Source organism: Sphingopyxis sp. OAS728, from assembly GCF_014873485.1.
GTDB lineage: Bacteria > Pseudomonadota > Alphaproteobacteria > Sphingomonadales > Sphingomonadaceae > Sphingopyxis.
Genome location: NZ_JADBDT010000001.1, coordinates 2661458 through 2675841, shown reverse-complemented (window position 1 = coordinate 2675841; position 14384 = coordinate 2661458). Strand labels below are relative to the sequence as shown.

Genomic DNA, 14384 nt, shown 5'->3' with positions numbered 1-14384 from the left:
CTCGTTCGCATCGAGCGAAGTCGAGATGCCCATCGGCGTGGTGATGCCCTTCGGGGCGTCTCGACTTCGCTCGACACGAACGGGAAATTAATGGCGGATTCCATCCCCCACGACGTCATCATCGTCGGCTCGGGCGCTGCCGGGCTGACCGCCGCGATCGCGCTCGCCGATCATTGCCGTGTACTCGTGCTCGCGAAGGGCGAGCTGACCGGCGGGTCGACCGCATGGGCGCAGGGCGGGATAGCGGCGGTGCTCGATGCGGGCGACACGTTCGAAAATCATATCGAGGATACGATGGTCGCGGGCGGCGGTCTCAACCGCCGCGAAACGGTCGAGTTCGTCGTCGAGAACGCCCCGCACGCGATCGAACGGCTCGTCGAAATGGGCGTGCCGTTCAACAAGGATGCCGAGGCGCTGCACCTGACGCGCGAGGGCGGGCATTCGCACCGCCGCATCGTCCATGTCGACGACGCGACAGGCTGGGCGGTGCAGGCGGCGCTGCTAAAGACCGCGGAGGCGCATCCGAACATCACGCTGCTGCCGGGGCAGGCGTGCATCGACCTCATCACCGGGCGGCACGAGGAGCGCTATTCGGGCTCGGGCCGCGTCTGGGGCGTCTATGCGCTCGACGAGAAGAGCGGCAAGGTCCACGCGCATGTCGGCCGCGCGACGATCCTAGCAAGCGGCGGGGCGGGGCGCGTGTATCAATTCTCGACCGCGCCGCGCGGCGCGACCGGCGATGGCATCGCGATGGCGTGGCGCGCGGGCTGCCGCGTCTCGAACATGGAAATGATGCAGTTCCACCCGACCTGCCTCTATAATCTCGACGTCAAGAATTTCCTGATTACCGAGGCGGTGCGCGGCGAGGGCGGCCTGTTGAAGCACCCCGTCACCGGGCATCGCTATATGCCCGATTATGACGCGCGCGCCGAACTCGCGCCGCGCGATGTCGTCGCGCGCGCCAACGACGACCAGATCAAGCGCTCGGGGCTCGACTATGTCCATCTCGACATCAGCCATCTCGACCCCGATTTCGTCGCGGGGCATTTCCCGAACATTTATGAAAAGCTGCTGACGCTCGGCATCGACATGACGAAGCAGCCGATCCCGGTGGTGCCCGCGCAGCATTATACATGCGGCGGCGTGCTGATCGACCTCGACGGCCGCACCGACCTCCCCGGACTATATGCGGCGGGCGAGTGCACCGAGAGCGGGCTGCACGGTGCCAATCGCCTCGCGTCGAACAGCTTGCTCGAATGTTTCGTGTTCGGCGAAGCGGCGGCGAAGCATATCATCCACTGCTGGGACCAGCTCGATGTGCCGCCCGCGATCCGCCCGTGGGACGCAAGCCGCGTGACCGATTCGGACGAAGAGGTCGTGATCAAGCAGAACTGGACCGAGATCCGCCGCTTCATGTGGAATTATGTCGGCATCGTGCGCACGACGAAGCGGCTGGAGCGCGCTCAGCACCGGATCAAGATGATGACGGGCGAGGTCGAGGATTATTACGGCCACTTCCGCGTCACCACCGACCTGATCGAGCTGCGCAACCTGCTGCAATGCGCCGAACTGATCGTGCGCAGCGCGCTCCACCGCAAGGAAAGCCGCGGGCTGCACTATACGCTCGATTATCCCGACATGCTGCCGCAGGCAGTCGATACGGTGCTGGTACCCTAACCGCCGACGCCGAGCAGCCGTCCGACAAAGATCAGCACGATCGCGCCGATCACCGAGGCGAGGCAGCCGGCGCGGCTGAAGTCGCCGCGGCCGCGCGAGGTTGCGAGGCCGGCGAGGAGCGAGCCGCCGATGCCGAGCAGGATCGTCGCGATCCACCCCATGTGGACGGCGCCGGGATAGAAGAAGCGCGCGAGCGCGCCGATGACCAGCCCCGAGATGATCGCGCCGATGATGTTGATCATGCGTTGAATCCTTCGTTGAGGAAGCGTTCGGCGAGTGCGGCGTGCAAGGCGGCGCCGCGCGCCATCACGCTCTCGTCGAGCACCATATGGTTCGAGTGGAGCCCGCAGCACTGGCGCCAGTCGCTGCCCGCCTCGCTCGCGCCGAGCCAGAACATCGCGCCGGGGACTTTTTCGAGGACGTAGGAGAAATCCTCGGCGCCCATCACCGGATTGTCCATCGTGAGCCAGGCTTCCTCGCCGAACGTCTCTTCGACGACCGACTGGCCGAACGTCACGGCGCGCGCGTCGCAGACGGTGACGGGGAAGCCCTCGACAATCTCGACCTCGGCGGTGCAGCCATGCGCCTCGGCGATCGCGGGGGCGAGACGCTTCAACTCGCGCGCGACCATTGCGCGGCGTTCGGGCGACAGGGTGCGGATCGTGCCCTGCATCTCTGCGGTCTCGGGGATGATATTGTTCGTCGTTCCCGCGGCGATTTTTGCGATGGTCACGACCGCGGGGTCGAAGACCGAGATGCGGCGCGTGACCATCGTCTGGATCGCGGTGACGATCGCACAGGCGACCGGGATCGGGTCGATGGCGTCTTGCGGCATGGACGCGTGTCCTCCGGCGCCCTTGACGGTAATGTTCAGCACATCGGACGAAGCAAGCAGCGGGCCAGCACGCCCGGCAAAGATGCCGTGCGGCGCGTTGGGCATGATGTGGAGCGCGAAGGCGGCGTCGGGCAACGGATCGATGATCCCGTCGTCGAGCATGAAGCGCGCGCCATGATGGCCTTCCTCGCCCGGCTGGAACATGAACATCACGGTGCCGGGCAGGCGGTCGCGCGCGGCGCAGAGCAGTTTCGCCGCGCCGACGAGCATCGCGACATGCGTATCGTGCCCGCAGGCGTGCATCGCGCCGCTGATCTCGGAGGTAAAATCGAGCCCGGTCTCCTCAAGCAAGGGCAGCGCATCCATGTCGCCGCGCAGTAGCACCGTGCGGCCGTTCGCTGGACCGCGCAGGATCGCGATCAGCCCGGTGGTCGAGGGCCCTTCGCGAAATTCGAGCGGGAGGCCGGCAAGCGCGTCCTTGATCTTCGCGAGCGTCTTCGGGTTCTGCAGGCCCAGTTCGGGCTCGCGGTGGATGGCGCGGCGGAGGTCGACGAGGTCGTCGAGGAGTGTTTCGGCCTCGACGGGCCAGCTATGTGATTGCGTTTCCATGCCGCGAATGTGCCGCGATGTCCCGCTCCTGTCGAGCCACCTTGGAAAGCCCGGGACGTGTGCCCATCGTATCGGGCGTCCGTACCTCCCACATCAAATTGAGCCGCTCGCACAGGCGGATGAAGGCATATCCCCAGTCGCTTTGGCCGGGATGGAGGCCGATCCGCGCAGAGCCGGGATAGGCGTGGTGATTGTTATGCCACGCCTCGCCCATCGTTGGGATCGCCGCCCAAGGGACGTCGAAGGCCTGTACGCCGTGCGCGTTGATGGTCCAGTGTTGGGGCCCGCGATTGTGCGCGAGATGACCGACCAGCCAATGGCCGTGATTCGCGATGGCCACGCGTGCCGCGACGCCCCAGACGACCCAGCCCCAGCCACCGATCGCGAAGAAAAGCAGCGCGACGGGGAGTTGTTGCCAGCGCCAGGTCGCTTCAAGCCAACGATAGAAGGGGTCGCGGTCGAGTTCGGCGAAATCGAAGCGCGGCGGGTGGTCGAGGTCGAGCCGGCAATAGATTTGCCACCACGCGTCGCGGAGGATGTGCGTCCTGTGCGCGAGGAAAGGGTGGCAATCGGCCTGTCGCTGCGCCCAGTCGCGTGTGTCGTGCGCACGGATGATGCCATAGGGCCCCGCCATGCCGACGAAGGCGCCAAACCAGACGAGCGTGCGGGCCAGCCAGTGCGGCGCGGCAAAGCTGCCGTGGATCATCATGCGGTGATAGCCGACGCTGTGGCCGAGCAGCAGCGCGGCGCCGGTGGCGACGAAAAAGAGCAGGATCGCGGAGGGGGTGGCGAAGAAGGGGCCCGCGAGCAGCGCAGTCGCCGCCATGCCGCCGTTCCAGACGATACTGGGCGCATCGGCGCGGACCTGCCCGATGCGCGGATCGGGCCCCGCCTCGTCGACCAGGAAATTGACGGCATGGGGATCATCATCGCTTCGCATCGCCCAACTCCTCATTCGAAAGAAAATAAGTAATTACTTAAATAAATTATTGCTTGTCAAGTCGGGTTGCGGTCCCCATTTTGGGAAGATGGAACGGGTTTTTCAGGCATTGGCGTCGACGCCGCGGCGCAAGATTCTTGCCTATCTGGCGCACGCCGAACTGAGCGCCGGCGACATCGCCGGGCGCTTCGAAATGAGTAAACCGGCGGTATCGCAGCATCTGTCGGTGCTTGAAAATGCAGGGCTGATCACCAGCGAGAAGCGCGGTCAGTTCGTCTTTTACCGCCTCGTCCCCGAAGCGCTTACCAATGTGCTCAACGGCTATGTGCAGGAAGTCTGCCCGGTATCACGCCCGCTGAAGGCCGAATCGCGCGCGCTGGCCGACAAGCGGCGCGACGAGGGTTAGCGCTTGCCGCCGAACAACTGCCGGCCCGCGAGGTCGAGCATGATTTCCTCGCTGCCGCCGCCGATCGCGTTGACACGGACCTCGCGGTAGATGCGTTCGACCTTGCTGCCGGTGATATAGCTTGCGCCGCCCAGTATCTGCGCGGCCTCGCGCGCGACGGCTTCGAGCATCCGCGTTGCCTGTACCTTGAGCATCGCGAAGTCGGCGGGGCGGTCCTTGCCGGTTTTGACCTGCCAGGCGCAGAGGTCGACCCATGCCTGCGTCGTCTCGATCTGGCGCTCCATGTCGGCGAGCTTGATACGGATCGACTGGTGGCCGACGAGCGGCTTGCCGAAGGTCTCGCGGCTTTGCGCCCATTCGGCGGCTTCGGCCATCGCGACGCGGGCGTAGGCGCAGCAGCCCATCGCCATGCCGAGCCGTTCGCTGTTGAAATTGCGCATGATGCCGATGAAGCCGCCATTCTCGGGGCCGATGAGGTTTTCGGCGGGAACGCGGACGTCGCTGAAATGGATCGCGGCGGTGTCGCTGCAGCGCCAGCCCATCTTGTCGAGCCGTGTGCGTTCGACCCCGGGGCTCGCCATGTCGATCAGGAGGAGCGAGATGCCCGCCGCCCCCGGCCCGCCGGTGCGCACGGCGCAGGTTAGCCAGTCGGCGCGCATGCCGCTGGTGATGAACATCTTGCCGCCGTTGACGACATAATGGTCGCCGTCGCGAACTGCGGTGGTTTTCAAGTTGGCGACGTCGCTGCCGCCGCCGGCTTCGGTGATGCCGAGCGCGATGATCTTGTCGCCCGCGAGCACGGGCGGCGCGACGCGCTGCTTCAGTTCCTCCGAGCCTAATGCAAGGATCGGGGGGAGGCCGATGCCGTGCGTCATCAGCGACGCGCCAAGCCCGCCGGCGCCGACCGCGGCAAGCTCTTCGGTCAGCACGAGGCCGTGGAAATTGTCGAAGCCCTCGCTGTGCCCGCCATATTGTTCGGGATAACGGAGGCCGAGGATGCCGGCCTCTGCGGCTTTCCTGTGCAGTTCGCGCGGCAGTTCGCCTTCGGCTTCCCAGCGGTCGATGTGCGGTGCAATCTCGCGGGCGACGAAGCGGCGCACGCTCTGCGCCAACGCTTCGTGGGTTTCGTCATAATAGGGCGATCGGGCGCGCCAGTCGTCGAAGGCTGTCATGGCGCGATGCTGCGCGGCGTTGACGGGTACGTCAAGTGAGGCTTGCGCCGTCCGCTCAACGACTTAAGGTCGCGCGCCATGAACAAGCCCACCCTGCTCGCCGGCCTCGCCGCTCTCGCCCTGATCTCCACTCCCGCCATGGCACAAAAGTCGCCCGAAGCGGTTGCCGAAGCCGCGCTCAAGAAGGCGCCGGTGTTCGACGGGCATAATGACGTGCCGTGGGAACTCCGCGGGCAGGTCGGCAATATGATCAACGGCTTCGATTTTAACGACACCACCAAACCCAAGCCCGACGGAACGGTGATGCACACCGACATCCAGCGGCTGCGCAAGGGGCATGTCGGCGCGCAATTCTGGTCGGTCTATGTGCCGTCGAACACGAATGAGCAGGAGGCGGTGCAGCAGACGATCGAGCAGATCGACGTCGCGAAGCGGCTGATCGCGCGCTATCCGAACGATCTTGGCTTTGCATCGACTTCGGCCGAACTCGAAAGCCAGATGAAGGCGGGCAAGGTCGCCGGCATGCTTGGCATGGAGGGCGGCCAGTCGATCGGATCGTCGCTTGCCGTGCTGCGCCAGCTTTATGGCATGGGCGCGCGCTACATGACGCTGACTCACGGCAAGACCACGCCATGGGCCGACAGCGCGACCGACGCGCCGCAGCATGACGGGCTGACCGATTTCGGCAAGCAGGTCGTTCGCGAAATGAACCGCATCGGCATGATCGTCGACCTGAGCCATGTCAGCGAAGCGACGATGAAGGATGCGCTCGAGGTCTCGCACGCGCCGGTGATGTTCAGCCATTCGGGCGTGCGCGGCGTCAACGATCATCCGCGCAACGTGCCCGACAGCGTGCTGCCTGCGGTGAAGGCCAATGGCGGCGTCGTGATGGTCGTGCTCTATGCCGCCTTCCTCGACCCCAAGCTGCGCGCACATGGTCTGTCGCGGACGGCGGAGAAGGCGCGGCTCGATGCGCTGTATGTCGGCAATCCCGATGCCGTCGCCCCGGCGCTGAAAGCGTGGGACGCAGCGAACCCGGCGCCGCAGACGCCGATCGGGATCGCGGCGGACCATATCGACCATATCAAGAAGACGATCGGCGTCGACCATATCGGGATCGGCGGCGATTATGACGGGATGGACGCGACCCCGGTCGGGCTCGAGGATGTCACCGGATATCCGCGGCTGTTCGCCGAGCTCGCGCGGCGCGGCTATACGCAGGCCGAGCTCGAGAAGATTTCGAGCGGCAATATGCTGCGCGTGCTGAAGGCGGTCGAGGCCTATGCGGCGAGCCAGAAGGGCCAGCCGCCGATCGAGACGCCGGTCGCGAAATAAGGATCAGGTGCGGCGGCGGAACGGCCAGTCGGTCGCGCCGCCCGCCCACAGCGCCCACCAGATGATCAGCGGCTGCGCGGCGAGGCGCGGGCCGTGGTACCACCAGCTTAGTGTTTCGCCGCCGATCGCGACATTGGCGAGCGCGTGGTGGAAGTTCGCCGGCCAAACGCAGAGGGCATAGAGCGCGAGGCCCCAGCCGGCGGTCTTGCGCGTCGCCGGGATCATCAATCCGAGCGCGCCCGCGATTTCGGCGATGCCGGTCGCTGCGACGACGAAGTTCGGCTGCGGTACCCATGCCGGGGTGATCGCGAGGAAAGGCGCGGGGGTCGCGAGGTGGCGATAACCCGCATAGACATAAGCGATCGCGAGCAGCCAGCGCAGCGCCGCCCGAATACCTACCCGGTTCGGGCTCACCGCCCGATCGCGGCGAGCATGGCCTCGATACTGGTGAATTTCTCGCGCGGGCTGCCGTCGAGCGCGGCGGCGACCTCGGCCTCCTCGATCTTGCGCCAGTCGCGGAAGGTGACGGGGGTGACCCCGCGGCTGGCGAGCAGCGCGTCGAGCGCCGGACGCCCTGCCTTGCCCGCGCCGCGGCCGATATCCTCGATTACCATCTCGCCGATGCGCGCGCCGTCGGGCTTGTTGGTGCCGATCGTTCCCGACGGCCCGCGCCGCGCCCAGCCGACCGCATAAAGTCCGGGCAGGATCCGGCCGTCGTCGTTGGCGAAGCGGCCGCGGCCATGTTCGTACGGGACGCCGGGGATCGGCGGGGTCTGATAGCCGATGCAACTGATGACGAGGCCGGCGTCGATCGCATAGGTTTCGCCGGTGCCGTGGCTGGTCAGGTCGGCATCGAGCCTCGTGCGTTCGACGATCACGCGCTGGACGCGGCCGTCTTCGCCTTCGAGCGCGACGGGCATCGCGAAGAAATCGAAATCGATCGTTACCGGCTTGGCGACGGGGTTCGCGGCAAAGCTGCGCAGGTGCGTGACCGACTTGCGCATCCCGGGTTCGAGCATCGCATCGTCGCCCTCGGGCGGCAGGTCGGCGGGATCGACGCGGGGGCTGGCGCGTTCGAGGTGACCCAGTTCGCCGAGCTCCTTCGGCGTCATCGCGATCTGGTGCGGGCCGCGGCGACCAAGGATCTGGATATGGCGCACCGCGCTCGCCTCCAGCGCATCGCGCGCGTGCGCGACGATATCGCTGCCGGCAAATTCCTGTCGCGTCTTGGCGAGGATCCGCGCGACGTCGAGCGCGACATTGCCGTTGCCGATCACCGCGACCCCGGGCGAATCGAGCGGCGGGTTCAGCCCGGCGAAGTCGGGGTGGCCGTTATACCAGCCGACGAAGGCCGCGCTGCCGATCACCCCGGTGAGATCGGCGCCGGGAATGTCGAGCGGCCGGTCGTTGGGCGCCCCGGTCGCAAGGACGACCGCGTCATAAAGGGTCAGCAGCTCGTCGATCGTCACGTCGGTGCCGACTGCGACATGGCCGACGAAGCGGACATTGTCGGTGAGTGCGGTGCCCTCGTAGCGGCGCGACACCGCCTTGATCGACTGGTGATCGGGCGCAACCCCGGTGCGGATCAGGCCGTAAGGGACGGGAAGGCGGTCGATGACGTCGACCGCGATATCGTCCGCTTTCTGCAATGTTTCGGCGGTATAATAACCCGCGGGGCCCGACCCGACGATCGCGACATGACGCATCAACCCACTCCTTCGGGTGTCCGCGCGGGCGCGCGGCCCCCTTCTTGTTATGCGGCGATGCTAGCGGCGAAATGCGTCAGGGCAAGCGGACTTGTGCGGGTCGTCGCTGCGGCCTTGACAGCGCGGCCGCGCAATCATATTGGGCCCGCCTCTGCTGCCCTGTCGTCTAATGGTAAGACTGCGGTTTCTGATACCGCCTATCGAGGTTCGAATCCTCGCGGGGCATCCAGTTCTTCTGTTTAACGTGTTGTTTTTAACCAATAAAATTGGTTGGTCGCTCGACCTCCTCCCTCAATTGCTCCCTCATTCGTTCCTGCGCCCATTCTCGGTCGCCGCGGCATCTAAAATTTTATCGTCAAAAGTCTCTTGGATTTAGGCAGCGGTGAATCGCGCCGAACCGAGTTTCGCTCGTCGACGGAGCTGGAGGCCAGTCTGTCGCCCGATTGCCAGACGCTGGATTATGAAACTGCCGCCGTCGCCGACATTAACAGACGCCAGTCACTGGTGACGACGCCAATCTAGTCGTCGAACGCCCGCGTTACGTGAGACGGATTTTTCGCCGCAAATGGCAGGCGATGGGTCCCGGAAATCGAAGCGCTGCGCCGCGTTGTCGCCATTATGCCGCTGCGCGAGGTCATCCGCTCGACCAGTTCCGCTCGATGCAGAAGCTCGTCGGTCAGGGGAGCGACATCGAGACGATCGCCGCGACGTTCATGGTCACCCCCGGCGGTGGTGAAGCAGCGCCTCAAGCTCGCGTCGGTCTCGCCCAAGCTGCACGAGGTCTATGCCGAGGACGGCATGACGCTCGAACAACTCATGGCCTTCTCGGTCGCGAGCGACCATGCGCGGCAGGAACAGGTCTGGGAGATGCTGCAATCGAGGACGACCCAGCAGCCCTGGTTCATTCGCGCGCGGCTGACCGAGGACAGGGTGCGCGCCTCGGACAAGCGCGTCCAAGCGCCGGGATAATTGTGCACGAGCATCGAACCCCGTTCGCTACCGCCGCGCCGGTCGAACGATAGCGCGAAATGATCGAACCCCATGCGCCCTGCAGCATGTGCAAGCGCGGCAAACAACCGCTCCTCCTGCCTAGCATCGGAAATTTCGTGGGCGAGTTCCTCCGTAAGATGAAAATGCTTCACATCGTCGTTCGGCCGCCGGAAGGGTCCCGACCCGCTTGCCCGCGGTCCGCTCCAAGGGCGCCGTCGCCGGTTCCTGTCCGGCCAAGGCGCATGTGGGACAATGCCGACCGGTCCTGTCGCCGCACGTAGCCGCCGTTTCCGCTATCCTTCGAGCGGCGATTCTATCGGTTTGCCTCTCGTAACGGTCTGAATCGATGCGTAAAGGCCGCTCTCCGTGGAGATGGAACCAGATTGACACCTGATCAGGTCGTCAGGCCCGAAACCGGCTTACGGCCCGTTCCATTCGCGCTCCGCGGGCATCGGCAGTGCGATGTCGCCGTCGCGCGGCGCGACTAGGTCTATCCTCAGCGGGCGGACCCGCTCGGCCTTGGCGGCGAAACAGTGCCCGCAGTGGAAGCGGTGCCTGGCATTTCGCAACTCGTCATTCCAGAGACGCCGGTGAAACAGCCACCAGAGCCCATATGGGTTGAAGCTTGCGGCATGTCCGCAGCGGCAGACCGGCTGGACGGCCTGAAACCAGGCAGCGGCTTCGAAGACGGTCGAGGCGCGCCGGCTACCATCCGCGTCCCACCCGCTCACGTCACGAGAAAAGGCTGAGTTGGTCAGGATGGGAGGCGTCGCTGCTGCTCGCTGCCATCTCGAATGGTCGTCGCGACTCGTGCGGTATCGATTCTATCCATCGGCCGATGAGAACATAAAGAGATCAAAGTGGCAAGTCGGCGTGAGCGCCCGAGGCTCGCTGAGGCCGGACCTCCGAATGAAAGGGAAGGGCGGGCGTCTGTCGCGGGACTGAAACAGGTGCGAACAGGCTGAATTATCGCGGCAAATCGAGGAGGTCCGAACCTCGTACCTGAGCGGGCCGTTCGGTCGGCGCAGATCGCTGCGCGGCCGACGTGTTGGCTATTGCAAAGACAAAGCGAGCCGATTACGAAACCAGATTATATATTATCTATGATTCGGAGTTGGCCTTGGTAAGACCTGCACGCCTCGACTTCATTGCCGGCATCGGCGTCGATCGCATGGGTGCGATCGCCGACGGGTCGGGGCGCGACCTTCTGCGCTTGGAAAATCTCGATACCGATATTCCGCCGGAACCAGAGGTCATCGAGCGGACGCGGCGCGCAGCTTTCGAAGACGCTGCGAATTCCTATCTTCCGTTCGTCGGGCAAGACGATCTCAGAGATGCGGCCGCCCGCCACGTGTCGGACCTGTCCGGCATCACCTATTCGCGGGATAACGTCCTCATATCCGCAGGCGGACTGTCGGGCGTGCTGAACACGCTGCTGGCAACCGTCGAGGTCGGCGACGAGGTCATCGTCACCGACCCCACCTATGCCGGACTGCTCAATCGTGTGAGGCTTGCCGGCGGTACGCCAGTGAGCGTGCCCTTCCGCTTCAATCCGGGCACCGAATGGACCCTTGATCGCGCCGCGCTGGCAGCGGCAGTTACGCCGCGCACGCGCGCGATGCTTTTGATGTCGCCCTCCATGCCGAGCGGTGCCATCCTCGATGAAGCCGATTGGGCGGAAGTCGCGCGCCTGTGCATAGCGCACGATCTGCTTCTCATTGTCGATGCCGCGATGGAGCGACTGCTGTTCAAGGGGCGAAGCGTTCTTCACCCGGCCGGGATCGATGGCATGGCCGCACGAACGATCTGTATCGGCGCGGCGTCCAAGGAACTGCGCATGATCGGCTGGCGCGTGGGCTGGATCGTAGCGCCCGAGGCCTATGTGCCGGATCTTGTCGCCGTATCGCTCGCCAATGTCGTCGTCCCGGTCGGCATTGCGCAGGATGCGGCAGCCATCGCGCTCCGTAATTCACGCGAAACGCTCCCCTCCTATGTCGCCGAGCTCGAAGCGCGCGCCGACTTCATCGCGGCCGAACTGTCCGGGCTTCCGTTCGGTGTCCCGGCAGGAGGATGGTCGATGATGCTTCGCGTGTCCGACTTCGGAATCGACGGCGATGTCATGGCCGACCGCCTTTTGACCGAAGGCGTGTGTGCAACCTCGATGAGGGGATGGGGCGCTATGCATGGCAGCGACTATATCCGTTTTGTCTATGCGAACGAGCCCGTCGAACGTCTGAAAGGGCTGCGCGGCAAGGTTTTGCGCGCCCTGGAGGCGGCGGCGTGAAGGCCCCCTCGCGCGCATGGCGCGATGCGCGCCCATGGCTCGCCGACACGCCGGTGTGCGACGGTCTGCTGCCATGGACCGCGCATTTCCTCCCGCCCGGTGCCGACCTCGTCGAAACGCTGCGCCGTTTCCACGCGTCGGGCTTCGACCATATTTCGGTAACCGCGGCGGCCGGGAAGGACGATGCGCTCACCGCGCTCTCTCGTGTCGGCTTTTTGCTTTCCGAACTGCGCCGCGCGCCTGATTCCTTGCGGCACGCCGCGTCGCCTGCGGACATTCTTGCCGCAAAAGCGGCGGGTCAGCTCTCCGTTTCGCTGCACTTCCAGACCGCGACGCCCTTCACCACCGATTTCTCGCTGGTATCTGCATTCAAGGCAGCCGGAATCGATCGCGCGATCATCGCCTACAATCAGGCGAATACTTTTGGCGACGGCTGCCACGAGCCGCGCGACGCTGGGCTTACCGCTGCTGGCGGGCGGCTTCTGCGCGAAATGGACGCGGCGGGAATGATTGTCGACCTCAGCCATTGCGGCGAGCGAACGAGTTATGACGCGCTCGCAACGGGACTGACGAGAACGCCCGTCTTTTCCCACTCCAATGCCCGCGCGCTCTTCGATCACGAGCGCAATATCTCGGACGATCTGCTGCGCGAGGCCGGCCGCTCGGGTGCCTATGTCGGCATTAGCGGCGTCGGCATGTTCCTCGGCGCGGCCGCACAGGAGATTCCGCGCGCTATGGCCGAACAGGCGGCGCACATCGCATCGCTGATTGGAGCCGACAAGGTCGGCCTTGGCGTGGACTTCATGTTGCTGGAAGGCAGCGACTACGGCTTCTTCGATCCGGCGCGCTATCCTCGCGGATACCCGCCGCCGCCGTGGGACTTCCTGCAACCCGAACAACTGCCCGACCTTGTCCAGTGCCTGGAGGACAAGGGCTTCTCGCAAACCGAGATGATGGGAATTCTGGGAGGAAATTACCTGAAACTGGCTGCTTGAAGGCAGTCATTGAAACAACCGCATGCCTCACCCGGAAGCCTGATTCCGGGAAGGGTGACGTGCGGGCTGGAGATGGAGGTCCTTTTGGACGATTTGACGCGGCCCCGAGTCAGCGCGCCCGCCGCAGCGGAGGCGGCCAGCTCGCGCGTCCGGCCGATCGCCGCGGCGGTCGCCGGCAACGTCCTCGAGTGGTTCGATATCGCTCTGTTCGGCTATTATTCGACGATCATCGCGACGCTCTTTTTTCCCGTGGGCAATGCGGCGGTGGCTACTTTGTTCGCCGTGGGCACCTATGGCCTGGGCTTCGTGATCCGTCCCGTGGGTGCCGTCGTGCTGGGCTCGCTCGGCGACACCCGCGGCCGGAAGGCCGCGCTGACGATCACGATCGCGACGATGGCGCTCGGCACGGCCGCGATCGGCCTCGCCCCAACCTATGAGCGGGCCGGCATTGTCGGCCCGATCGTCATCGTTCTGGCGAGGTTGCTCCAAGGCTTTTCCGCAGGCGGCGAGATGGGCAGCGCTACGGCTTTTCTTTTCGAGCATGCGGCTCCGAACCGCCGCGCCTTTGCCGCCAGCTTTCAGCAGGCGAGCCAAGCCCTCGCGATGCTCCTCGGTTCGCTGAGCGCGGCGGCCGTCGCCAGCTTCCTCACGCCCGAGCAGGCGCTGGACTGGGGCTGGCGCGTGCCCTTCCTCGCCGGGCTGATGATCGCCCCGATCGGCATCTACATCCGTCGCCGCACGCATGAGCCCGCCGAATTCGAGGCGGCACGCGCGCAAGCTCCGCTCGCAGCGCACCCGGTCCGCATCCTGCTTCGCGACAATCGGGCCGACCTGCTCGTCGGTTTCGGTCTGTTCACCTGCTGGGCGGTCCTTGTTAATTTCTTCCTCATTTTCATGCCGACCCATGCGGTCACCGTCCTAGGAATCGGGCAGGCCGATGCGCTCTATTCCAACTGCATCACGCTGCTGCTCGTCCTTATCCTGACGCCGCTGTTCGGCCTGCTCGCCGACCGCATCGGTACGATTTCATTGCAAACCACCGCAGCACTGGTCCTGCTTTTAGGGTCGCTTCCGGCGCTTGAATGGCTGGCAGCGGCTCCGTCGGCCGCGCGGCTCCTCGCCGTCCAGCTTGCCATCGCGGTGCCGATCGCCGCCTTCACGGGCCCTGCGCCGGCCGCGCTCGCACGCCTGTTCCCGGTGCAAATCCGGTCCACGGGCATGGCGATCAGCCACAGTGTCGCCGGAGCGACCTTCGGCGGTCTCGCGCCGTTTGCGACGACGTCGCTGACCCTCGCGACTGGCAACCCCGCTTCTCCCGCTTGGTACATCATGTTCGCATGCTGTGCCGCTCTCGCCGCGCTCGCGGCCTCACGCAGGCTCGTCCGGACTCCAGTGAGTATCGGCGACGGACAGCCCAAGGTTCATCGTTCTTAAG

12 protein-coding genes, 1 tRNA gene and 2 pseudogenes are annotated in these 14384 nt (G+C 65.3%); 8 read left to right on the top strand and 7 right to left on the bottom strand.

What is annotated here, in order from left to right; all coding sequences use genetic code 11:
- The first annotated feature begins 90 nt into the window (after positions 1–90).
- On the top strand, positions 91–1677 hold the full coding sequence (gene nadB, locus GGC65_RS12475; protein ID WP_192647458.1) for an L-aspartate oxidase: 1587 nt from the start codon (positions 91–93) through the stop codon (positions 1675–1677).
- Here the strand turns inward: nadB and GGC65_RS12470 are convergent.
- From GGC65_RS12470 to GGC65_RS12460, 3 genes are read right to left on the bottom strand one after another with little or no spacing between them, the layout of a single operon-like run.
- Entirely contained in the window at positions 1674–1919 is a 246-nt protein-coding gene (locus GGC65_RS12470) for a GlsB/YeaQ/YmgE family stress response membrane protein (RefSeq protein WP_192647457.1), read from the bottom strand. The two genes, nadB and GGC65_RS12470, sit on opposite strands and share 4 nt — an antisense overlap.
- A complete protein-coding gene (locus GGC65_RS12465; protein WP_192647456.1) occupies positions 1916–3121 on the bottom strand; it encodes a M20 metallopeptidase family protein in 1206 nt (401 codons plus the stop codon). The genes GGC65_RS12470 and GGC65_RS12465 overlap by 4 nt, the downstream gene beginning before the upstream one ends.
- On the bottom strand, positions 3102–4061 hold the full coding sequence (locus GGC65_RS12460) for an acyl-CoA desaturase (RefSeq protein ID WP_192647455.1): 960 nt from the start codon (positions 4059–4061) through the stop codon (positions 3102–3104). Before GGC65_RS12460 ends, GGC65_RS12465 begins: the two co-directional genes overlap by 20 nt.
- 88 nt (positions 4062–4149) lie before the next feature.
- On the opposite strand from GGC65_RS12460, the gene GGC65_RS12455 reads away from it, so the two are divergent.
- Positions 4150–4467, top strand: coding sequence for a metalloregulator ArsR/SmtB family transcription factor (locus GGC65_RS12455; RefSeq protein WP_192647454.1), 318 nt, complete (start codon positions 4150–4152; stop codon positions 4465–4467).
- Here the strand turns inward: GGC65_RS12455 and GGC65_RS12450 are convergent.
- Positions 4464–5639 (bottom strand): acyl-CoA dehydrogenase family protein, encoded by a 1176-nt coding sequence (locus tag GGC65_RS12450; protein WP_192647453.1) that lies wholly within the window; start codon positions 5637–5639, stop codon positions 4464–4466. The two genes, GGC65_RS12455 and GGC65_RS12450, sit on opposite strands and share 4 nt — an antisense overlap.
- 78 nt (positions 5640–5717) lie before the next feature.
- On the opposite strand from GGC65_RS12450, the gene GGC65_RS12445 reads away from it, so the two are divergent.
- Positions 5718–6974, top strand: a complete 1257-nt coding sequence (locus GGC65_RS12445) for a dipeptidase (protein WP_192647452.1) — start codon at positions 5718–5720, stop codon at positions 6972–6974.
- A 3-nt stretch (positions 6975–6977) separates the two neighbouring features.
- Here the strand turns inward: GGC65_RS12445 and GGC65_RS12440 are convergent, their stop codons facing one another.
- A complete protein-coding gene (locus GGC65_RS12440; protein WP_318780162.1) occupies positions 6978–7388 on the bottom strand; it encodes a DoxX family protein in 411 nt (136 codons plus the stop codon).
- Positions 7385–8680: an FAD-dependent oxidoreductase gene (locus tag GGC65_RS12435; RefSeq protein WP_192647451.1), complete on the bottom strand. Its 1296-nt coding sequence runs from the start codon at positions 8678–8680 to the stop codon at positions 7385–7387. Before GGC65_RS12435 ends, GGC65_RS12440 begins: the two co-directional genes overlap by 4 nt.
- Before the next feature lie 155 nt (positions 8681–8835).
- On the opposite strand from GGC65_RS12435, the gene GGC65_RS12430 reads away from it, so the two are divergent.
- Positions 8836–8909 (top strand) — tRNA-Gln (locus tag GGC65_RS12430).
- A gap of 406 nt (positions 8910–9315) precedes the next feature.
- A pseudogene (locus GGC65_RS23405) lies at positions 9316–9646 on the top strand (ParB/RepB/Spo0J family partition protein); the annotation flags it as partial.
- 23 nt (positions 9647–9669) lie between these two features.
- On the opposite strand, the pseudogene GGC65_RS23585 reads toward GGC65_RS23405, so the two are convergent.
- Positions 9670–9723: pseudogene (locus GGC65_RS23585) on the bottom strand (hypothetical protein); the annotation flags it as partial.
- A 1067-nt stretch (positions 9724–10790) separates the two neighbouring features.
- On the opposite strand from GGC65_RS23585, the gene GGC65_RS12420 reads away from it, so the two are divergent.
- From GGC65_RS12420 to GGC65_RS12410, 3 genes are all read left to right on the top strand, one after another.
- Complete coding sequence (locus GGC65_RS12420) at positions 10791–11954, top strand: pyridoxal phosphate-dependent aminotransferase (protein WP_225940800.1); 1164 nt, start codon at positions 10791–10793, stop codon at positions 11952–11954.
- Positions 11840–12949 carry a dipeptidase gene (locus GGC65_RS12415; RefSeq protein WP_192647449.1) on the top strand — a complete coding sequence of 370 codons (1110 nt, stop codon included), beginning with the start codon at positions 11840–11842 and terminating at the stop codon, positions 12947–12949. The genes GGC65_RS12420 and GGC65_RS12415 overlap by 115 nt, the downstream gene beginning before the upstream one ends.
- A 93-nt stretch (positions 12950–13042) precedes the next feature.
- A complete protein-coding gene (locus GGC65_RS12410) occupies positions 13043–14383 on the top strand; it encodes an MFS transporter (RefSeq protein WP_225940799.1) in 1341 nt (446 codons plus the stop codon).
- Position 14384 lies beyond the last annotated feature (1 nt).